At 42.7% G+C, this 17,447-nt stretch carries 20 protein-coding genes and 1 other annotated feature; of the genes, 1 reads left to right on the plus strand and 19 read right to left on the minus strand.

What is annotated here, in order from left to right; all coding sequences use genetic code 11:
• Positions 1–51: 51 nt before the first annotated feature.
• The 10 genes from argS to IGI41_RS09635 form a co-directional block, all read right to left on the minus strand.
• Complete coding sequence (gene argS, locus IGI41_RS09590; protein ID WP_430609570.1) at positions 52–1,743, minus strand: arginine--tRNA ligase; 1,692 nt, start codon at positions 1,741–1,743, stop codon at positions 52–54.
• A gap of 80 nt (positions 1,744–1,823) precedes the next feature.
• Positions 1,824–2,018 (minus strand) — a binding site (T-box leader).
• Positions 2,019–2,098: 80 nt separating this feature from the next.
• On the minus strand, positions 2,099–3,112 hold the full coding sequence (argF, locus tag IGI41_RS09595) for an ornithine carbamoyltransferase (RefSeq protein WP_430612800.1): 1,014 nt from the start codon (positions 3,110–3,112) through the stop codon (positions 2,099–2,101).
• A gap of 180 nt (positions 3,113–3,292) precedes the next feature.
• Positions 3,293–4,315 carry a tRNA (adenosine(37)-N6)-threonylcarbamoyltransferase complex transferase subunit TsaD gene (tsaD, locus tag IGI41_RS09600; protein WP_430609571.1) on the minus strand — a complete coding sequence of 341 codons (1,023 nt, stop codon included), beginning with the start codon at positions 4,313–4,315 and terminating at the stop codon, positions 3,293–3,295.
• A 5-nt stretch (positions 4,316–4,320) separates the two neighbouring features.
• Positions 4,321–4,773: a ribosomal protein S18-alanine N-acetyltransferase gene (rimI, locus tag IGI41_RS09605; RefSeq protein ID WP_430609572.1), complete on the minus strand. Its 453-nt coding sequence runs from the start codon at positions 4,771–4,773 to the stop codon at positions 4,321–4,323.
• Positions 4,766–5,308, minus strand: a complete 543-nt coding sequence (gene rimI, locus IGI41_RS09610; protein WP_430609573.1) for a ribosomal protein S18-alanine N-acetyltransferase — start codon at positions 5,306–5,308, stop codon at positions 4,766–4,768. Before rimI (IGI41_RS09610) ends, rimI (IGI41_RS09605) begins: the two co-directional genes overlap by 8 nt.
• Positions 5,292–6,017, minus strand: a complete 726-nt coding sequence (gene tsaB / locus IGI41_RS09615) for a tRNA (adenosine(37)-N6)-threonylcarbamoyltransferase complex dimerization subunit type 1 TsaB (RefSeq protein ID WP_430609574.1) — start codon at positions 6,015–6,017, stop codon at positions 5,292–5,294. Before tsaB ends, rimI (IGI41_RS09610) begins: the two co-directional genes overlap by 17 nt.
• 174 nt (positions 6,018–6,191) lie before the next feature.
• Positions 6,192–7,184: a LacI family DNA-binding transcriptional regulator gene (locus IGI41_RS09620; protein WP_430609575.1), complete on the minus strand. Its 993-nt coding sequence runs from the start codon at positions 7,182–7,184 to the stop codon at positions 6,192–6,194.
• A 33-nt stretch (positions 7,185–7,217) separates the two neighbouring features.
• Complete coding sequence (galT, locus tag IGI41_RS09625) at positions 7,218–8,699, minus strand: UDP-glucose--hexose-1-phosphate uridylyltransferase (protein ID WP_430609576.1); 1,482 nt, start codon at positions 8,697–8,699, stop codon at positions 7,218–7,220.
• A 14-nt stretch (positions 8,700–8,713) separates the two neighbouring features.
• Complete coding sequence (gene galE / locus IGI41_RS09630; protein WP_430609577.1) at positions 8,714–9,703, minus strand: UDP-glucose 4-epimerase GalE; 990 nt, start codon at positions 9,701–9,703, stop codon at positions 8,714–8,716.
• Between the two features lie 40 nt (positions 9,704–9,743).
• Positions 9,744–10,901, minus strand: a complete 1,158-nt coding sequence (locus IGI41_RS09635; protein WP_430609578.1) for a galactokinase — start codon at positions 10,899–10,901, stop codon at positions 9,744–9,746.
• Positions 10,902–11,057: 156 nt separating this feature from the next.
• Between IGI41_RS09635 and IGI41_RS09640 the strand changes: the two genes are divergently transcribed.
• Positions 11,058–11,225: a DUF3042 family protein gene (locus IGI41_RS09640; RefSeq protein ID WP_430609579.1), complete on the plus strand. Its 168-nt coding sequence runs from the start codon at positions 11,058–11,060 to the stop codon at positions 11,223–11,225.
• Between the two features lie 31 nt (positions 11,226–11,256).
• Here IGI41_RS09640 and IGI41_RS09645 read toward each other — a convergent pair whose 3' ends face one another.
• The 9 genes from IGI41_RS09645 to IGI41_RS09685 form a co-directional block, all read right to left on the minus strand.
• Entirely contained in the window at positions 11,257–11,631 is a 375-nt protein-coding gene (locus IGI41_RS09645) for a DUF488 domain-containing protein (RefSeq protein WP_430612802.1), read from the minus strand.
• A gap of 87 nt (positions 11,632–11,718) precedes the next feature.
• The gene (locus IGI41_RS09650; protein ID WP_430609580.1) at positions 11,719–12,120 is read right to left on the minus strand and encodes a rhodanese-like domain-containing protein; all 402 of its coding nucleotides are present in this window, start codon (positions 12,118–12,120) and stop codon (positions 11,719–11,721) included.
• A gap of 63 nt (positions 12,121–12,183) precedes the next feature.
• Entirely contained in the window at positions 12,184–13,149 is a 966-nt protein-coding gene (locus IGI41_RS09655; protein ID WP_430612804.1) for an ROK family glucokinase, read from the minus strand.
• The gene (locus IGI41_RS09660) at positions 13,149–13,358 is read right to left on the minus strand and encodes a YqgQ family protein (RefSeq protein WP_313538697.1); all 210 of its coding nucleotides are present in this window, start codon (positions 13,356–13,358) and stop codon (positions 13,149–13,151) included. Before IGI41_RS09660 ends, IGI41_RS09655 begins: the two co-directional genes overlap by 1 nt.
• A gap of 18 nt (positions 13,359–13,376) precedes the next feature.
• A complete protein-coding gene (locus IGI41_RS09665) occupies positions 13,377–14,057 on the minus strand; it encodes a rhomboid family intramembrane serine protease (protein WP_430609581.1) in 681 nt (226 codons plus the stop codon).
• Positions 14,054–14,611, minus strand: coding sequence for a 5-formyltetrahydrofolate cyclo-ligase (locus IGI41_RS09670; RefSeq protein WP_430609582.1), 558 nt, complete (start codon positions 14,609–14,611; stop codon positions 14,054–14,056). The genes IGI41_RS09665 and IGI41_RS09670 overlap by 4 nt, the downstream gene beginning before the upstream one ends.
• A 90-nt stretch (positions 14,612–14,701) precedes the next feature.
• A complete protein-coding gene (locus tag IGI41_RS09675) occupies positions 14,702–15,667 on the minus strand; it encodes a FecCD family ABC transporter permease (RefSeq protein ID WP_430612806.1) in 966 nt (321 codons plus the stop codon).
• Positions 15,668–15,675: 8 nt separating this feature from the next.
• The gene (locus tag IGI41_RS09680) at positions 15,676–16,659 is read right to left on the minus strand and encodes a FecCD family ABC transporter permease (protein ID WP_430609583.1); all 984 of its coding nucleotides are present in this window, start codon (positions 16,657–16,659) and stop codon (positions 15,676–15,678) included.
• Complete coding sequence (locus IGI41_RS09685) at positions 16,656–17,447, minus strand: ABC transporter ATP-binding protein (protein ID WP_430609584.1); 792 nt, start codon at positions 17,445–17,447, stop codon at positions 16,656–16,658. Before IGI41_RS09685 ends, IGI41_RS09680 begins: the two co-directional genes overlap by 4 nt.

Here is a 17,447-nt window from a genome sequence, read left to right on the forward strand (position 1 = left end):
AATACATTTTGGGAGACGTGGTTTTTATCGTTGCAAAAAATACAGATTGTTTTACATTTTATCCGGCGCGTGTAAGCCCAGTAAGCGTAAATCTTCTTTCAACAATACTGTCACAGCATATACCAACGCCAAACGTGCTTCTTTTTGCCCGTCTTCTGCCAAGATTTTGACATTGGCATAATATTTGTTGAAGGCTTGTGCCAATTTGATGGCATGTTTGGCAATAACAGATGGTTCATATTTTTCAGCCGCTTGCAAAATGGTTTCTGGATAACGTTGAATCAATTTGATGACTTCCCAACTATCAGCGTCTGACAAACCAGTGATTGCCGCAGTATCTGGTGTAAAGCCAGCTTTATCAAGAATACTCATAGCACGAGCGTGTGAGTATTGAACATAAGGTCCAGTTTCTCCTTCGAATCGAACGACTTCTTCTAGTGTAAAATCAAAGTTGTTCAAACGATCATTTTTTAAATCGTGGAAAACAACAGCCCCAACGCCGACTTGTTTGGCCACTTCTTCTTTATTGACCAATGTTGGATTTTTTTCTGTGATCTGGGCATTGGCAGATGCAATGGCTTCATTCAACACTTCTTCTAATAAGACGATTTTGCCTTTTCTAGTGGATAGTTTTTTGCCATCTTTTGTGATCAAACCAAATGGTACATGGGTCATATCATCTGACCAGTCAAAGTTCATTTCTTTCAAGACTGCTTTCAGTTGTTTGAAATGATAGCTTTGCTCGTTGCCGACAACATACAATGATTTGGCAAAATCATACGTCCGTTTGCGGTAAAGCGCTGCTGCCATATCACGGGTAATATATAATGTTGCCCCATCAGATTTGCGGATCAAGGCTGGATTGAGATCATATGCAGATAAGTCTACGATTTCTGCACCTTGATCTTCTTTCAATAAATGTTTTTCTTCTAACAACTCAACAACTTCTGTCATCTTGTCATTATAAAAAGCTTCGCCATTCAATGAATCGAAAGAGACTTCCAGCATATCATAGATTTTATTGAACTCTTTCATTGACTCATCTCGGAACCACTGCCACAATTGGATGGCTTCTTCATCACCATCTTCAAGTTTTTTGAACCAAGCACGGGCTTCATCTTCTAAATGTTTATCCGTCTCTGCTTTTTCATGAAAATCAACGTATAGACGCAGCAATTCATTGATTGGTTCTGCTTTGACCGCTGCTTCAGAGCCCCATTTTTTATAAGCCACGATCAACTTACCAAATTGGGTGCCCCAATCGCCTAAGTGATTGATACGAATTGGCTGGTAACCAATTTTTTCCAAAATAAACCCGATCGAATTTCCAATCACGGTCGAGCGTAGATGCCCCATTGAAATAGGTTTTGCAATATTGGGTGATGACATGTCGATCGGCACTGTTTGTTGATTGCCGACGGTTTGGTCACCATAATGGTTTTTTTCTTTGATGACTGTCGTCAAGACATGTGCTGAAATGACTGATTTATCCATAAAAAAGTTCAAATAAGGACCCACGACTTCAATTTTTTCAAATGATGTGCCATCGATTTTCTCAGCCAACTCTGCGGCAATTTGCTGCGGTGCTTTGCGATAGGCTTTAGCCAATGCAAATGCTGGAAAAGCGACATCTCCATGATCGACTGACTTTGGATTTTCTAACAATTGTTGAACTTGTTCAATGGTCAAGTCTTCTTTGACGACTTGATAAATGGCTTGGGCGACGATTTCTTTGTTATTCATTGTTTGACCTCCTGTTTGTTTGGCATTGATCGATTGCTGCAAGATGCGCAAATAAAAAAGCCTCTAGCGCATAACGATGCACTAGAGACGAGATTTCCCGCGGTACCACTCTGATTGTCCTATTTGGACCCACTTTACTTCTGATAACGGCAGAATTCCGTTTGCTAGGCAAATTCTCACAAGTGCGTTTCACGCTCACGTCCATTCGGCTTCCACCATCCCGAATTCGCTTTAATGACTGTTGAAGGTTACTTTTCTTGCATCATCAAATCATTGCTATTGACTTCCCAAAAAGTATAACAAAGAATTCAGTTTTTGGCTAGGATCAGTTGCCGCTTTAACCAAAAACTCATTTTTAGACTTTGGGAATAAACAGGTTGCCAGCAGTCGCCGCCATGATGGCTTTGATTGAATGCAGCCGGTTCTCTGCTTGATCAAACTGACGGGCATAGTCACTTCGAAATACTTCATCCGTGACCTCCATTTCATGAATACCATATTTTGCGGCCGCCTCTCGTCCGTAACGCGTTTGACTGTCATGAAACGCTGGCAAACAATGCATAAAGATGACTTGCTCGTTTTGCGTTTGATCAATCAACCGCTGATTGACTTGATATGGCAGCAATTGTTTGATCCGTTTTTCAAACTGATCTTCTTCTCCCATGGATACCCAGACATCGGTGTAGATCACATCTGCCCCTAAGACTCCTTCTGACACTTGATCCGTGATTTGAATCGTTGCGCCTGATTGGTCCGCATAGCTTTGTGCAAGTGCCACAATTTGCTTTTCAGGTTGCAATGCTGACGGTGTCACAATATGGATATTGACCCCCAAGATGGCACTAGTGACCAACAAGGAATGCGCGACATTATTGCGGCCATCGCCGCAATAAGCGATCGTCAAACCAGCCAATCGCCCAAAATTTTCTTGGATCGTTAGAAAATCGGCAATCATTTGGGTTGGATGCCACTCATCTGTCAAACCATTCCAAACAGGTACCCCAGCCGACTCTGCCAATTGTGTCACTACTGCTTGGCTTGACCCGCGATATTCGATACCATCAAACATTCGCCCCAACACTTTCGCTGTATCTTCTACCGACTCTTTCGTCCCTAATTGAATGTCGTTGGCACCAAGAAATTCGGGATGTGCCCCCAGGTCAGTTGTTGCCACCGTAAAAGCCGCTCGTGTCCTTGTAGATGTTTTTTCAAACAACAATGCAATGTTCTTTCCTGCAAGATAATGATGCGGCAAATGCTGTTGCTTCATAGCCTTTAAATGTTGTGCAAAATCAATCAAATACTGTAATTCCGCTTGACTGAAATCTTTTTCTGCTAAAAAGCTGCGTCCTTGGAAAATCGAATACATAGGGTTACCACCTTTCAGTTGATATCTATTCATAATCATAACAATTTTAGAAATAAAATACAATATAAAGCCATTAAATAAATAAAAATACATTTATAATTATTTTATGCCAGCCCTATTGCTGCTTGATAGTCAAAAAAAACCGATAAAATCAAGTTTCCTTGATTTTATCGGCCAGATTTAGTTTTTTTGAAAATGCATAAAACTTAAACTCGGATCAGCATTGACTGCTAGGGAACCAAACCGTTGTTTTTGCAAAGCGATATGGGCATAAGCACCAATCATTGCTGCATTATCCCCGCAAAGCCGCAGGGGTGGAATCAGCAATTCAATTTCTGGATGGGCAAGCATGGCCGCTTCAAGCGCTTCGCGCAATCCTTGGTTCGCCGCCACCCCACCAGCGATGATCAATTGCTTCACCGGGAATGTTTGGCAGGCTTTGATCGTTTTATAGACGAGCACGTCAACGACACTTGCTTGAAAACTTGCAGCCAAATCAGCAGGCACCAAGGTTTCTCCTCGTTGTTCGGCATTGTGGACGTGATTGATAAATGCACTTTTCAGACCGCTAAAACTAAAATCAAAGTTGTCTTCATGGATCATGGCACGTGGAAAATGGTAGGTGTCTTGCCCAGTATGTGCCAAGCGATCAATTTCTTTGCCGCTTGGATAAGGCAGACCCAAGACCCGGCCAACTTTGTCATAGGCTTCTCCAGCTGCATCATCTCGGGTTTCGCCGATGATCTCAAAAGAACCATCTTCGACCATATAAACCAACTCCGTGTGGCCACCACTAACAAGTAAAGCCATTAAAGGGAATTCCAGCGGTTTGACAAATCGAGCAGCATAAATATGCCCGGCCATATGATTGACAGGCAACAAAGGCAAGTCATGAGCCCAAGCAAAGGCTTTGGCTGCAGAAAGACCAATCAATAAAGCGCCGACTAAGCCTGGACCATACGTGACAGCCACTGCTGATAGATCAGCTGGTTCGACCTTTGCTTGTGTTAGGGCATCTTCAATACAGATCGTGATTTGTTCTACGTGATGCCGACTAGCCACTTCGGGAACCACACCACCGAAGCGTTGGTGGCTTTTGATTTGCGAAGCGACGATATTGCTTAGGATCGTTTCGCCATTTTGGATGACAGCAACGCTGGTTTCGTCACAACTACTTTCAATGGCTAAAATCAATTCATTCATTTGATTTATTCGCCTACTTTCTTTTCCATAATAAGTGCATCCTCTTGGGGATGTTGATAATAATTTTTTCTGCGCCCAATGATGACAAATCCTGTGCGTAGATACAACGCTTGGGCTTGCATGTTTGACGCGCGGACTTCCAATAAAATCCGTGTGCCACCTGCATGTTGCACAGCTGCAAAAAGTGCTTGCAGCAATTCTTTGGCAATCCCGCGACCTTGATATTCAGGATCAACAGCAAGGTTGAATACCTCTGCTTCATCCAAGACTTGCTGATAACTGAGAAAAGCAATCAATTTAGAAGGCTGGCTCGATTCTTTGATCAGATATTGACTAAGAGGATGTTTAAGATCTTCAGCAAATTGTGCCACTTGCCATGGGGAGCCTGTTGGATAACTGGCATCCGCCAATGCCCACAGTTGCTGCGCTGTAGGTCTAGTACTAGACTGTTTATCCATGGAGATACTTCACCATATCCAATGCATCTTCATTGCCTTCCGTATAGTACGCAGCCTTGATTGCTTGAGAAATAAAGCCCAATTGTCGATATAATCGCTGTGCATCCCGATTGCTTAACCGCACCTCTAATGTCAAACGATCACATCTTTGTTTTCTGGCATAATGTTCTAATTCTCCCAACACAAAAGAACCGATACCTTTTCCTTGATACTCGGGAATGATCGCAATATTGGTCACATGGGCATCGCCGCCCAAAATACGGACACCAGCAAAGCCAATCATTCGTTCTTGAAACAAGACACCGATGTAAAGGTGTTGTACCCGAGAATACAATTCCGACAAAAAAGCACTTTTTGTCCAGGGTAGTTCCCCCGCATAAACCAGTCGTTCCACTTGCAGCAATTCTTTGATATCATCGCCGACCAATTCACGGAAAACATAAGTAGTTCCCCTCAGATCGACTTCTCTTACAGGATATTGAATGTGTCGAAACAACGACAACTTGCCTTTGATTGCCTTAAATTTTTTCAACATAGGCATCTGCTCCAGCTTCATGTGTGGCCAACCAATTCTCTTCTGCTTCAACTAATTTTAAATAGGATGGAACGAATGCATGGAGCGACGCTTCAGGCGCTTCTTGGTCTGCGAGAAAAGCCAAGACCGCCGCAGACGGGTAATCCCATACAGACACTTGATTGATTACAGCAAGAGGCATTTCCTCCTTGATCGTCGCAGCAAATTTAGCTGTGTCGCTGCCCACAAACAATACTTCTCCCGAGGTTTCCTTTTTCAACAAGGCCAACAAACTGCTTAGAGACATATGTTGATCTGCAATGACAGTCATCAAAGTATCTCCTTGCCATTGATATACACCCGTATAGACATTGTTTCTTCGGGCATCAAAAAGCGGAATGATCCACTGAGATACCCCCACGCAGTTTGCGGCGACCGTCTTTAAGCTAGATACACCAATCAGCGGAATCGCTAATGTTTGGGCTAATGTTTTAGCTGTCGTTACACCGATCCGCAAACCAGTATATGACCCGGGTCCTTTGGCCACAACGATTTGTGCCAAATCACTCGGTTTCACATTGATCGTTTGCATCATTTGCTGGATGGCGGGCATCAAAGCTGTACTATGATTTTTGACAGCCATCGTTTGGCTTTGTCCTAGAATTTGATGACCGTCAACCACGGCAATTGCCAATGTTTGGTTAGACGTGTCGATCGCTAATGTTTTCATGCTGCTATCTCCCCATTCAAAAAACTCTCTCATATTCTACCATATTCTAGCTGATTGCCCAACAAGTACAAAAAAAGCTTAAACAGTCCCTTGATTCTATGGTTTGAAAACATCACCTAGAAATCAAGCTTGCTGTTTAAACTTTATCACTGGTCGATCAAGGACTGGTTACGATCACTTTGCCGGTCTCTCACTAGACGCACGGTTGATCAATTCCGTGGCGATCGTGACCTTTCTGGGAACCGGTGCAGGAGAAGCAATCAACTCCATGAGTGTGGTGACTGCCAGCTCTCCAAGCCATTCAGTATGGACTTTGATCGTAGACAGCGCCGGTGTGACATATTTTGCTACGCTGACATCATTGAAGCCAATCACTGCGACATCTTCTGGAATGTTGATGCCATTTTCTTGCAATGCCCGCATGCCGCCAATGGCCAAAGCATCACTAGAGGCAAAAAAAGCTGTCGGTAGTTGTTCGCCGCTGGCCAAAAAGGCCTTCATTGCCAGATAGCCGCCTTCAACCGTGAACGGGGCTTGCAATAAATACTTCGCGTCATACAATTTTAATTGCCGCAAACGCCCTTCAAAAAAGTACTGTCTGGGATCAATGATTTCTTGCTGATGATCTTTCGTATATTCAATACCCGACAGTAAGCCAATACGCTGATGTCCTTTCGCAATAAACGCATCGATCACCAGGTCAACTGCTTGCTGAAAGTCCACCACCAAAGAATCCACCCCATAAGAAAGCGCATCGAAATCGACCATCAAGAGATGTTTCTGACTTTTTTTCAATTGTTGGATCTGTTGATCACCAAATTTGCCAATCGTGATCGTTCCGTCAACCGGCGTATCTGTCAAGGCATCGAAAGGTTCTTTGAGCAAACGAATCCCTAACTCTTCTGCTTTGTTTTCGATGCCCAAACGAATCGCTAAATAGTACAGATCCGCTAACTCTTCTTCCGTATTGAACCATTGGATCAAACGAATACTGCTGGTTTCTGCTGCCTTTTTCTTATGTTTGGTATAATTCAAGGCTTCTGCTGCTTTAAAAATTTTTTCTTTGGTTTCACCACTCACGGATAATTCGCTATCGTAATTTAAAACACGTGAGACAGTTGCCGGTGAGACACCAGCATGTTGGGCAATATCTTTGATCGTAGCCATTCTGTCCCTCCTTTTTCTCCTAGATAGCATTGATCATAACTGATCGATAAATGTTTGAAACGCAGCTTTGCCCTCGGTATCACGTTTGAAGACACCGGCATGAGCCAATACTTCGGCAAAAATATGTCCAACAGCTTCATGCAATATCGCTTCAACATTTTCATCAGTTAGATTCAGATGGGTTGCTTTCAGCTCATCCGCCCAAGTTTGATGATACGCAGCCATTTGATTTGGTTGATCAAGAAGATACTTCGCTACTTCTTTTAATTCAGGTGCCAAGCGTGGTGGCAAAACTGCCAAACCCATGACTTCGATCAAGCCGATGTTTTCTTTCTTGATATGCTGCACCTCTTTGTGGGGATGGAAAATGCCATCTGGATGTTCTTCTGATACATTGTTGTCACGCAAGACGAGATCCATTTCAAAGAATGCACCTTTTTTTCTTGCAATCGGCGTTACCGTATGATGCGGCGTACCGTCTTTTGAAAAAGCACGGATCATAACACTTGGATCAGAATAGTTGCGCCATTGAGTCAAAATATACGCTGAAGCCAACGCCAATTTCTGTTTGTCTTTGGCTTGTAATCGAATCACCGACATTGGCCACTTAACGATTCCAGCTGTGACATCCGAAAAGCCAGTCAATGCAAATTCTTTTTCAATGACTGCCTTGGCCATAGCAAATTCATGGCGACCGCCTTGATAATGATCGTGTGAAAGAATCGATCCGCCGACAATTGGCAAGTCCGCATTAGACCCGACAAAATAATGTGGCATCACTTCTACGATTTGAAGTAGTCGAGTAAAAGTTTGCTTATTGATTTTCATTGGCCGATGGGTCAATGATAGGAAAATCGAATGCTCGTTGTAATACGCATACGGCGAATATTGGAAGCCCCAAGCTTCATTGTCCAGATTCATGCGAATAATACGATGGTTGGCTCGTGCAGGGTAGTTGCTCCGTCCTTGATAGCCTTCATTTTCTAAGCAAAGCATACACTTTGGATAATCGACTTGGACACTTTTTCCTTCTGCAGCGATTTCTTTCGGATCTTTTTCGGGTTTGGATAAATTTATGGTGATCTCCAATTCGCCATATTCCGTATGGACAGGGAAAACGATATTCTTTGCAATACGTCTGGTTTTAATATAATCATTTTGTTTAGACAAGGCAAAAAAGTAATCCGTGGCTTCTTTTGGCTCATTGGCATAATGTTGCGCAAAAAATGCGTTGACCACTGATGGTGGTGGTGTTAAAAAATCCATTAACTGGGCTTCAAATTGTTCACGTTCTGCCATTGTCTCACCAATAACCTGATTTTCTATGGCTTTTTCAACGAGCTTATCCATCAATATCAGTGAGGACGCGGCTTCTTGTTGCACCGTTTCTTCCATCACATCTTCGCCGATCAATGCCAATACGCGGTTTTGCAAATAAATGCGATCCAGCTCCATCCAGCCTCCAGATTTGATGGCTAAGGTGACGAAATCACTAATTGTTTGACTGATCGTCATAGGTCAAGTGCCTCCTAGTCTTGATAACCGTTTGGATGACTGACATGCCATTTCCAGGCGGTTTCGATAATCGATTCAACATTTGTATACTTTGGTTGCCAGCCTAAGACAGCTTTTGCCTTATCACTTGAAGCCACTAATGTACTCGGATCGCCAGCGCGTCTAGGTGCGATGCGGGCAGGAATCTCTTTTTGTGTGACAGTGCGGGCTGCTTCAACCATTTCTTTGACTGAATAGCCATTGTTGCTGCCCAAATTGAAGACATTGCTTTCATTGCCTTTTAACAAATAGTCTAATGCCAATAGATGCGCAGCAATCAAATCTTCCACATGCACATAATCACGGATACAAGTCCCGTCTGGTGTATCATAATCGTCACCAAAAATCGCAACTTCTTTTCGCTGACCTAACGCTGCTTGCAAAATGATTGGTACCAAATGTGTTTCCGGGTCATGGTCTTCACCAATCGTTGCGTCCGCTTTGGCACCAGCGACATTAAAGTAGCGCAACGCGACAAATTTCATGCCGTATGCTTCGTCACACCATCGCATCATTTTTTCCATCATCAACTTGCTTTCGCCATATGGATTTTTGGGATTGGTCGGTGTCATTTCAGTAATTGGGCTTTGTTCTGGTTCACCATAGGTCGCCGCTGTTGAAGAAAAGACAATATGTTTCACCGAGAACTCTTGCATGACTTCTAATAAAATCTGCATACCGTAAACATTATTATTGAAATATTTTAGAGGATTCTCAACAGATTCGCCTACTAAAGAACTAGCAGCAAAATGGATGACACCCTCGATTTCTTCTTTTGCAAAAACATCTTTCAGAAAATCTTTGTCGCGAATATCCCCTTGATAAAATGCTGCATCCGGATGGACTGCTTGACGATGTCCTGTCAATAAATTATCAACGACCGCAACTTTATTTCCTTGATTGATCAGTTGGTCTACCGCGTGGGAGCCAATATATCCTGCCCCGCCTAATACTAAAATCGTCATTATTCAGCCTTCTTTCTTATTGTCTTCATCGTTTCTTATTCTACAGTTTTCGTGCACCATCATCAATACTCGCTTGATAAATGTCTGCTGGATAGCAGATTTTATCTTCATACGCGGTTAGTACTTGTTCTTTGAAGTCATTCCATTCACTGGCTTTGACCAATGCAATGCCACAACCGCCAAAACCTGCACCAGTCATACGGGCACCTAAGACAGCCGGATGGGCTTGAGCTGCAGCTGCAAGCGTATCTAATTCAATACCTGTTACTTCATAATCATCTCGTAAAGAGGTATGGGAATCATTCAGTAGTTGACCGAAAGTCACTAAGTCACCTGCTGTCAATGCAGCTTTGGCTTTCAATGTACGCTGATTCTCAGTTACTGCATGTTTTGCACGTTTGATCAAGGTTTCATCGCCAATCAAATCTGTATTGGCAAAGAAGGTCTCTTCATCCAATGCACCAAGGGAATCGATCGAACATTTGGTTTGCAGACGTGCCAATGCTTCTTCACACTCTGATCGGCGTTCGTTGTATTTAGAATCAGCTAATTCGCGACGTTTATTGGTATTCATGATAGCAATCACGTATTCTCCAAATGCTGCAGGTACAACATCGTAGTTTAAAGTGTTGGTATCTAACAACAAAGCATGATCTTTTTGCCCCATGCCGATCGCAAATTGATCCATAATACCCGAATTGACGCCAATAAATTCATTTTCAACCTTCTTGCCGATTTTAACCAAGTCTAAGCGATCCAATGTCAATTGATACAAATCTTCTAACATCACACCCGTCAACAACTCGATGGACGCAGAGGAAGATAATCCAGCTCCATTTGGAATATTGCCATAAAACGCCACATCAAAACCAGTCGTGATATCATGTCCAGCTTCTTTTAAGTAGCGTAAGACTCCTTTGGGATAATTGGTCCAATTGTCTGTCTTGCGATATTCTAAATCATCTAAATCAAAAGAAATGATCCCTATATCAGGAAAGTTTTCCGAATACAAGCGTACCAGTTGATCTTCGCGTTTGCGGGCGACTGCATAAGTCCCGAGTGTAATAGCTGCTGGGAAGACATACCCGCCATTGTAATCAGTATGTTCCCCAATCAAGTTGATTCTTCCAGGTGCAAAGTAAGTACCTGTGCCCATTTCATCAAATCGCTCTTTAAAAATGTCTGCTAGTTTATCCATAGATATCGCTCCTTTATTTTCGTTTAGTAAATTTATTATAAAATATTTACTAAATATTATCAAGAGTTTACTTAGGTAAAGCGTTTATTTTTGAATTTTTTCGTCATTTGACGCATAATGAAAGTATCACTAAAGACAAAGACGAGGTGTTTGATAATGAAACGATTTTTAACTGGATTTCTAATTGGTACTGCAGCAACTGTTGCCGCTGCAGCGAGTGTAGTTTTAACTGTCAAGAAACAAGTCATCGACCCAATCGATGAACAACAAGCTGCCCATGACGAAAAACGTAAACGGGCAATGCGCAAAAGCGTGGCACGCTAAACATCGGCCAAATAAAAAAACCGCTAACAGGTTATTGGTTAGCGGTTTTTTGTGACGCTTTTTGTAATTTTTCACGCAGAACTGTCGCTTGATTAAATCGTTCATCTTTTGCCCCATACAGCAGTGTTACTGTGGCATGTTCTTTGATCAGTACTTGCAATGTTTGGTAGGCTTCTTTTCCATGGCCTTGTTTCAGTTCTGTTAGATATTTTTCTTTGAATGCTTCATAACGTGCTGGCTCATGGTTAAACCATTTTCTTAGATCCGTACTTGGTGCCACATCCTTCAACCACAAATCGATGGCAGCAGCTTCTTTACTGACCCCTCTAGGCCATATACGATCGACCAATATCCGATAGCCATCTTCAGCTGCTTTGGGCTCATAAATCCTCTTTTGCTTGATCATTTCGTCCATCTCCTAACTGTCTGCAATAATAGGTTTGCTCCAGCCATATATGCAAAAACCCATCTACAGGATAGATGGGCTGTTTTGCTAAAGGGTATTTTTCTTCTTGGTTTTACCGCTCCAACCTTCATATCCTTCTTTTAAGATATACACATTGGTGAAGCCTTCTTTACGTAATTTGTTTGCCGCCCGAATACTCAATGATTTCCGGGTATCATATAGATAAATCGGCTGATCTTTACGAAACGCGCTAAAAGAATTGCTTAACACGGTGAAAGGAATATTGCGGGCACCCATAATATGGCCGCTATCAAATTCATTTTTTTCACGTACATCGATCACTTGCGCTTTTTTCATTCCTGCTTTGAACTCATCTTCGGGGATGATCGTTGCTGATCGCCGTCCCATGATTTGATAATAACCCCAGTTTAGGGCGATTGCTAAGATAATCAGTCCCAAAACAAGATTGATCCACATAATTGGTGACATATTTTTCCTCTATCCTCTCTACTCTCACTTCAATAAAATAATTGAGACACGAAAAAATCGTGTTTATTGTGCAAATTGTAATGCCAACGACGCAGCACCGATCACACCCGCATCGTTGCCTAGTTGTGCTAATTTGATTTCTGTACTTTCCGTGACTTGCGGGAAGGTAAACTTGGCGAAATAAGTTGCAACACGTTTGCGTAAGAATTCACCTGCAGCAGAAACACCGCCACCTAAAACAATACTTGCCGGATTCAATGTGTTTCCAAGATTCCCGCAAGCTAAACCAAGATAGAAACATACTTTATCGACGACCATCAAGCCAAAGGGATCATTGGCTTGGGCCGCATCAAAGATATCTTTGCTTGAAACCTCTTCACCATTGTCTAATTGTTGTTTCAATTTAGAATCGCCTGCATACTCTTCAGCTAGTGTCCGTGCGACTCTGACTACCCCTGTTGCACTAGAAACTGTTTCTAAGCATCCGCGTTTGCCGCAAGTACATTCGTATCCTTCAGGATCGACTGTGATATGACCGATCTCACCGGCACACCCAGCTTTGCCATGAAGCAGTTGTCCTTCCATGATAATGCCGCCACCGACACCAGTACCCAAGGTGATAAAGATCACATCTGGATTGTTTTCACCAGCACCTTTCCAACGCTCGCCCAAAGCGGCAACATTGGCGTCATTGTCGATAGCAAAAGCAATGCCTGTTCCTTTTTCAATCAATTCTTTGACTGGTTGCAATGTTTTCCAATTCAGGTTATAAGCACCGATGACCGTTCCCTTCTCCCGATCAACACTGCCTGGTGTCCCCATGCCGATGCCGATAAAATCTTCAGGTTTCATGTCATACAAACCTAATCTGTGATTGATCGATGCAATGATCTCCGGTACGATATGGGCACCCTCATCAAGGATATTGGTATCAATACTCCATTTTTGTTGAATCTCTCCCTCTGTTGTCAAAATGGCAAATTTGACTGTCGTGCCGCCTAAATCGATGCCGATGATTTTTTTGTCCATCACAATTTTTCCTCCCGACTTTCTTCTATTCGATGTTCACGTTTAAGGATATGCCAAGCGGTCATATAAGTATCTTGATCAATCAAGCGGCTGTCATAAAAGTTTTTCAACTCGATCTGCATCAATTCAATATCGTAGATACGCTTGCCTACATAAATATAAACACCAAATTGTTTCAGTAATTGCTGTACGTCATATAATGTTTCCATATAACCACTTCCTGCTTATTATACAAGTATTTGATATTTTTTTAAACCATATATCACAAAAATCACCAATAAGAAAACAAAGAGTACCCCTGAGATGATTCGTGTATGAATAGAATATTTGCCATAATTTTTCGGCAACGCAAATAGATTCCCTAACAGCAGCCCACCAATGATTCCGCCTATGTGCCCCCAAATATCGATTGACTGATCAAATAAGCCAAATACAAGATTCAAGCCGACAAATAAGGCGAATTGGCGTACCATTGCTTGAATGCGGTAATCGTTTTTGAAATGCAGACCTAGAATCAAAAAGGCGCCAAACAAACCAAACAACGATGTACTTGCGCCAGCTGATTGCACCCCAGCTTGATTGAAAGCGAAACTCATCGCATTGCCCATGATACCGCTAAGCATATACAAACCAAAAAAACGGCTATGTCCATAAATGGCTTCCACTTGCTGCCCCATATAATACAAAATCACTGAATTGATAGCAAAATGTGCCAAACCAAAATGCAGAAAAATCGGTGTAACAAAACGCCAGTATTCGTGCATGTATGCAACAAAAGGGCCGTACATCACGCCACTGATCTGTATCGATGGTGTGAGATAGCCGAGAATAAACACGATTGTTTGAATCGCCAAAAATAAATAAGTAAAGAATGGTTGATTGCGCCATTTTTTCATAAAAGTATTCATTGTGCCGCTCCTTTGCTTGCTGAATCATAGGTGTCTGTAATGATTTTATCCACTGGAATATCAAAGGCTTCTGGACGCCATTGATCATTGATCTGCTCCGAAAAAACCAAAGAAATGGTATGTCCACTGTACGTTGCTAGAAAACGATCATAATAGCCACCGCCAAACCCGATACGATAACCTGAAGTCGAAAAAATCAACCCTGGAACAAGTACAAGGTCCAATTGCGTTGCTTCTTTTTCACTTATGGGTTCATCTACACCAAAAGCCGACTTTTGATAACGCGTACGCGCGTCGACTTCAAAAAAATGCAATGCTTTGTTGACAGTTTTAGGTACAGCGATACGTTTATTTTCTTTGGCTGCTTGCGCAAAAATCGCTTGCGTGTCAAATTCAAAGGGCAGTGAGCGAATCACGCCAACTGATTTCGCATTTTGCCAGTCTTGCGATGCAAACAGCAATTGCTGAATCAGAACTTCTTTCTTTTGTTTGCGTTTTTTTGGGAGTTGTTCTAGCGTACTGATCATTTGTTTTCTTAAAAAAGCTTTCTCCATGAAATCACTCCTCTCAGAGATAGTACCAAAAAAAAGCGCCAAATAGCAAACGCTAATGAGAGAAAATTCGTTTTTCTCTGCTTATCACGTTTATCGTGCTTTTTGACGAATCATTAAATATAAAAAATAAGGGGCGCCAACAAGAGAGATAATGATTCCTGCAGGTATTTCACCGTTGGTCAACACCAGACGGCCGATCGTATCACTGACCAAAACCAAGATGCTCCCCACCATTCCGGACAAGACGAGCGCTGTACGTGATTCTTTTCCGACGATTCCTTTGGCAATATGCGGTGCCAATAAACCGACAAAAGCCAAATTACCAGTATAGCCGACAGTACTTGCAGCCAAACCAACCGCTAATAGCAAGAACCATGTCCGCAGCTTCGTCAGAGAAACACCCAAACTGATTGCTTGTTCCTCGCCAAAGCCAAGCAGATTCAATAGTGGTGCTGTAAAGAAAACAGCCGCTGAAAATAAGATCACCCACGGCAAAAGGCTAATGATCTGTGCCCATGACGTTCCCCAAATGGCCCCAGAAAGCCACGACGTCACAAAGCTATAGCGGTCCTTTGATAATTGGACTGTTAGTAATAACGTGCCGGCTGCTAAGCCGGCGTTCACAGCAATCCCTGCCAACAGAACCCGTTCCATCGACAACAATTGCCGGTACTTGAAAGCAATGAAATATACCAAACAAGCTGCCGCCAATCCGCCAATCGTGCCAATCAATGGCAATAGATAAGACCCTTGGGCATAAAAACCCAAATAAATGATCACGAATAGGCCTGCCCCATTGTTGATTCCTAAAATACTTGCATCTGCCAATTCATTCCTTGTCACACCTTGTAAAGCAAAACCAGAAAAGCCGAAAGCCAGACCGGCAAGCAGGGCCAAACATGCCCTTGGCAAACGAAAGGACATCAATGTAAGGACTTGACTGCTAGAAGCCGTTCCTTTGAGTATATCCAACAAAACATCAAAAGAAAGAAACGTTTTACCAACCATCACACTTGCCAAAAAGGCACCTATCACTAGGAGGAAAAAGAATATCATTTTTTTCTTCACAGCTGTTCCCTCCTAATCTTGACCAATAGGAAAGGTACACCGATCAATGCCAAAATCGCCCCAAAAGGTGTTTCAAATGGCGGATTGATCAAGCGGCCAACCAAATCGGCGGCCATGACTAGCGTGCCCCCGCCAATCACTGTCAACGGTAAAATGAATTGGTAATTTTTGCCTACGAGGCCCCGCATCACATGAGGCACCATCAATCCGATAAAACTGACCGGTCCAACTAATGACACAGCCATCCCGGCTAAAATGACCACTAATAGCAGGGCAGCCCCTCTGATGCCATGGGGGTGTTTGCCGAGAGCAATCACTGTATCATCTCCTAAAGACAAAAGATTCAGTGATTTTCCCATACCTAACGTCAATAAAATAGCAAATAAATAAATCGGTGCGGCAAAGCGCAATTGCGCCCACGTCACATTGGCCGCTCCACCAATAAACCAAAAAGCCAAATCTTGGTTCAAATCAAATTGTAATGACAAGGTTTGACTAATTGCCGAAAAAAAAGAACTTAGCGCGACCCCAGCCAATACCAATCCTGTTGGTGACATCCCTAAACGGGCATACTTTGTAAGTAAAAATAAAAAGACCGTGGCAATGAGAGCACCCAAAAAAGAAAAAAGGGCCGCTTGACTTGGTTGAATCGTTGGAAACAAAATAAAAGCAATCGCCAGCCCCACAGCGGCCCCGCTATTGACACCTAAAAGCCCCCCATCAGCCAAGGGATTTTTGGTGATGCCTTGCATGACCGCGCCAGTAACCGCAAAACAACTGCCGACAAGAAAAGCGGACAACACTCTAGGCAACCGAATATTACGCAACACTTGGTGCAATTGATTTTGGTAATCAAAATCAAAAAAAGCTTCCTTGATGGTCTTTAAGGGGATATCCGCGGCACCTTGTGTAATTGCCAAAAAGAAAATACTTGCAAATAGAACACAACATATGAAAAATAGCCAAATAAATCGCTTCATGATCCAGCCCCCAGATCATAAGTCAAAATCAAGGGTTTACGGCTATTGGGAAATGTCGTCAGTGTCGCTTCGATATCAAATAGCTTTTTGAGCCACTGTGTGGTCAAGACTTCCTCTGGTGTACCAGATATCAACAATTCCCCAGACTTCAAGGCAAAAATATAGTCAGCAAATCGAGATGCCTGATTCAAATCATGGATCGACATGATAATCGTTTTGTCATACTGCTGATTGATTTGCTGCAGCAAGAGCAATATTTCTAGTTGATGTGCCGGATCTAAAAAGGTCGTGGGTTCATCTAAAATCACAATATCCGTATCTTGGGCCAAGGCCATCGCAATCCATACCCGCTGCTTTTGACCGCCGGACAGTGTCCCTATATTTTCATCCGCCAGCGCTTCAAGTCCCGTTGCATGCAATGCCCATTCAATGGCTTCACTGTCTTTTTTGGACAAACCACTTAGACCTTTTTGGTAAGGAAAGCGGCCATAGGAAACAATTTCGCGAATCGTTAAGCCAATTGAAGAATCGCTGATTTGCGACAAAAGGGCGATTTGACTGGCCACTTCTTTGGTTTTTATTTGATGCAACTGCTTTTCACCTAACAATATCTCTCCTGACAAAGGCGTCAATACGCGGGCCAAAGCCTTCAATAAGGTCGACTTGCCGCTGCCGTTCGGACCAATCAAACCAATGATTTTCCCTTCTGGAATCTCAATTGTTAGGTGTTGCACAATTTTTTGTTTTTGATAGCCAACCGTCAAGTCAACTGTTCTCAATTTTGCCAT

Origin of the sequence: Enterococcus sp. DIV0876 (assembly GCF_050529585.1) — a bacterium.
GTDB lineage: Bacteria > Bacillota > Bacilli > Lactobacillales > Enterococcaceae > Enterococcus_D.

Coding starts and splice junctions, on each gene's coding strand:
- argS (WP_430609570.1), bottom strand. CDS start 1,743: ATGAATAACAAAGAAATCGTCGCCCAAGCCATTTATCAAGTCGTCAAA.
- argF (WP_430612800.1), bottom strand. CDS start 3,112: ATGTATTCGATTTTCCAAGGACGCAGCTTTTTAGCAGAAAAAGATTTC.
- tsaD (WP_430609571.1), bottom strand. CDS start 4,315: ATGAATGAATTGATTTTAGCCATTGAAAGTAGTTGTGACGAAACCAGC.
- rimI (WP_430609572.1), bottom strand. CDS start 4,773: ATGGATAAACAGTCTAGTACTAGACCTACAGCGCAGCAACTGTGGGCA.
- rimI (WP_430609573.1), bottom strand. CDS start 5,308: ATGTTGAAAAAATTTAAGGCAATCAAAGGCAAGTTGTCGTTGTTTCGA.
- tsaB (WP_430609574.1), bottom strand. CDS start 6,017: ATGAAAACATTAGCGATCGACACGTCTAACCAAACATTGGCAATTGCC.
- IGI41_RS09620 (WP_430609575.1), bottom strand. CDS start 7,184: ATGGCTACGATCAAAGATATTGCCCAACATGCTGGTGTCTCACCGGCA.
- galT (WP_430609576.1), bottom strand. CDS start 8,699: ATGACGATCAGTCAAACAATTAGTGATTTCGTCACCTTAGCCATCAAA.
- galE (WP_430609577.1), bottom strand. CDS start 9,703: ATGACGATTTTAGTATTAGGCGGGGCAGGATATATTGGCTCCCACGCG.
- IGI41_RS09635 (WP_430609578.1), bottom strand. CDS start 10,901: ATGGATAAACTAGCAGACATTTTTAAAGAGCGATTTGATGAAATGGGC.
- IGI41_RS09640 (WP_430609579.1), top strand. CDS start 11,058: ATGAAACGATTTTTAACTGGATTTCTAATTGGTACTGCAGCAACTGTT.
- IGI41_RS09645 (WP_430612802.1), bottom strand. CDS start 11,631: ATGATCAAGCAAAAGAGGATTTATGAGCCCAAAGCAGCTGAAGATGGC.
- IGI41_RS09650 (WP_430609580.1), bottom strand. CDS start 12,120: ATGTCACCAATTATGTGGATCAATCTTGTTTTGGGACTGATTATCTTA.
- IGI41_RS09655 (WP_430612804.1), bottom strand. CDS start 13,149: ATGGACAAAAAAATCATCGGCATCGATTTAGGCGGCACGACAGTCAAA.
- IGI41_RS09660 (WP_313538697.1), bottom strand. CDS start 13,358: ATGGAAACATTATATGACGTACAGCAATTACTGAAACAATTTGGTGTT.
- IGI41_RS09665 (WP_430609581.1), bottom strand. CDS start 14,057: ATGAATACTTTTATGAAAAAATGGCGCAATCAACCATTCTTTACTTAT.
- IGI41_RS09670 (WP_430609582.1), bottom strand. CDS start 14,611: ATGGAGAAAGCTTTTTTAAGAAAACAAATGATCAGTACGCTAGAACAA.
- IGI41_RS09675 (WP_430612806.1), bottom strand. CDS start 15,667: ATGATATTCTTTTTCCTCCTAGTGATAGGTGCCTTTTTGGCAAGTGTG.
- IGI41_RS09680 (WP_430609583.1), bottom strand. CDS start 16,659: ATGAAGCGATTTATTTGGCTATTTTTCATATGTTGTGTTCTATTTGCA.
- IGI41_RS09685 (WP_430609584.1), bottom strand. CDS start 17,447: ATGGCAAAATTGAGAACAGTTGACTTGACGGTTGGCTATCAAAAACAA.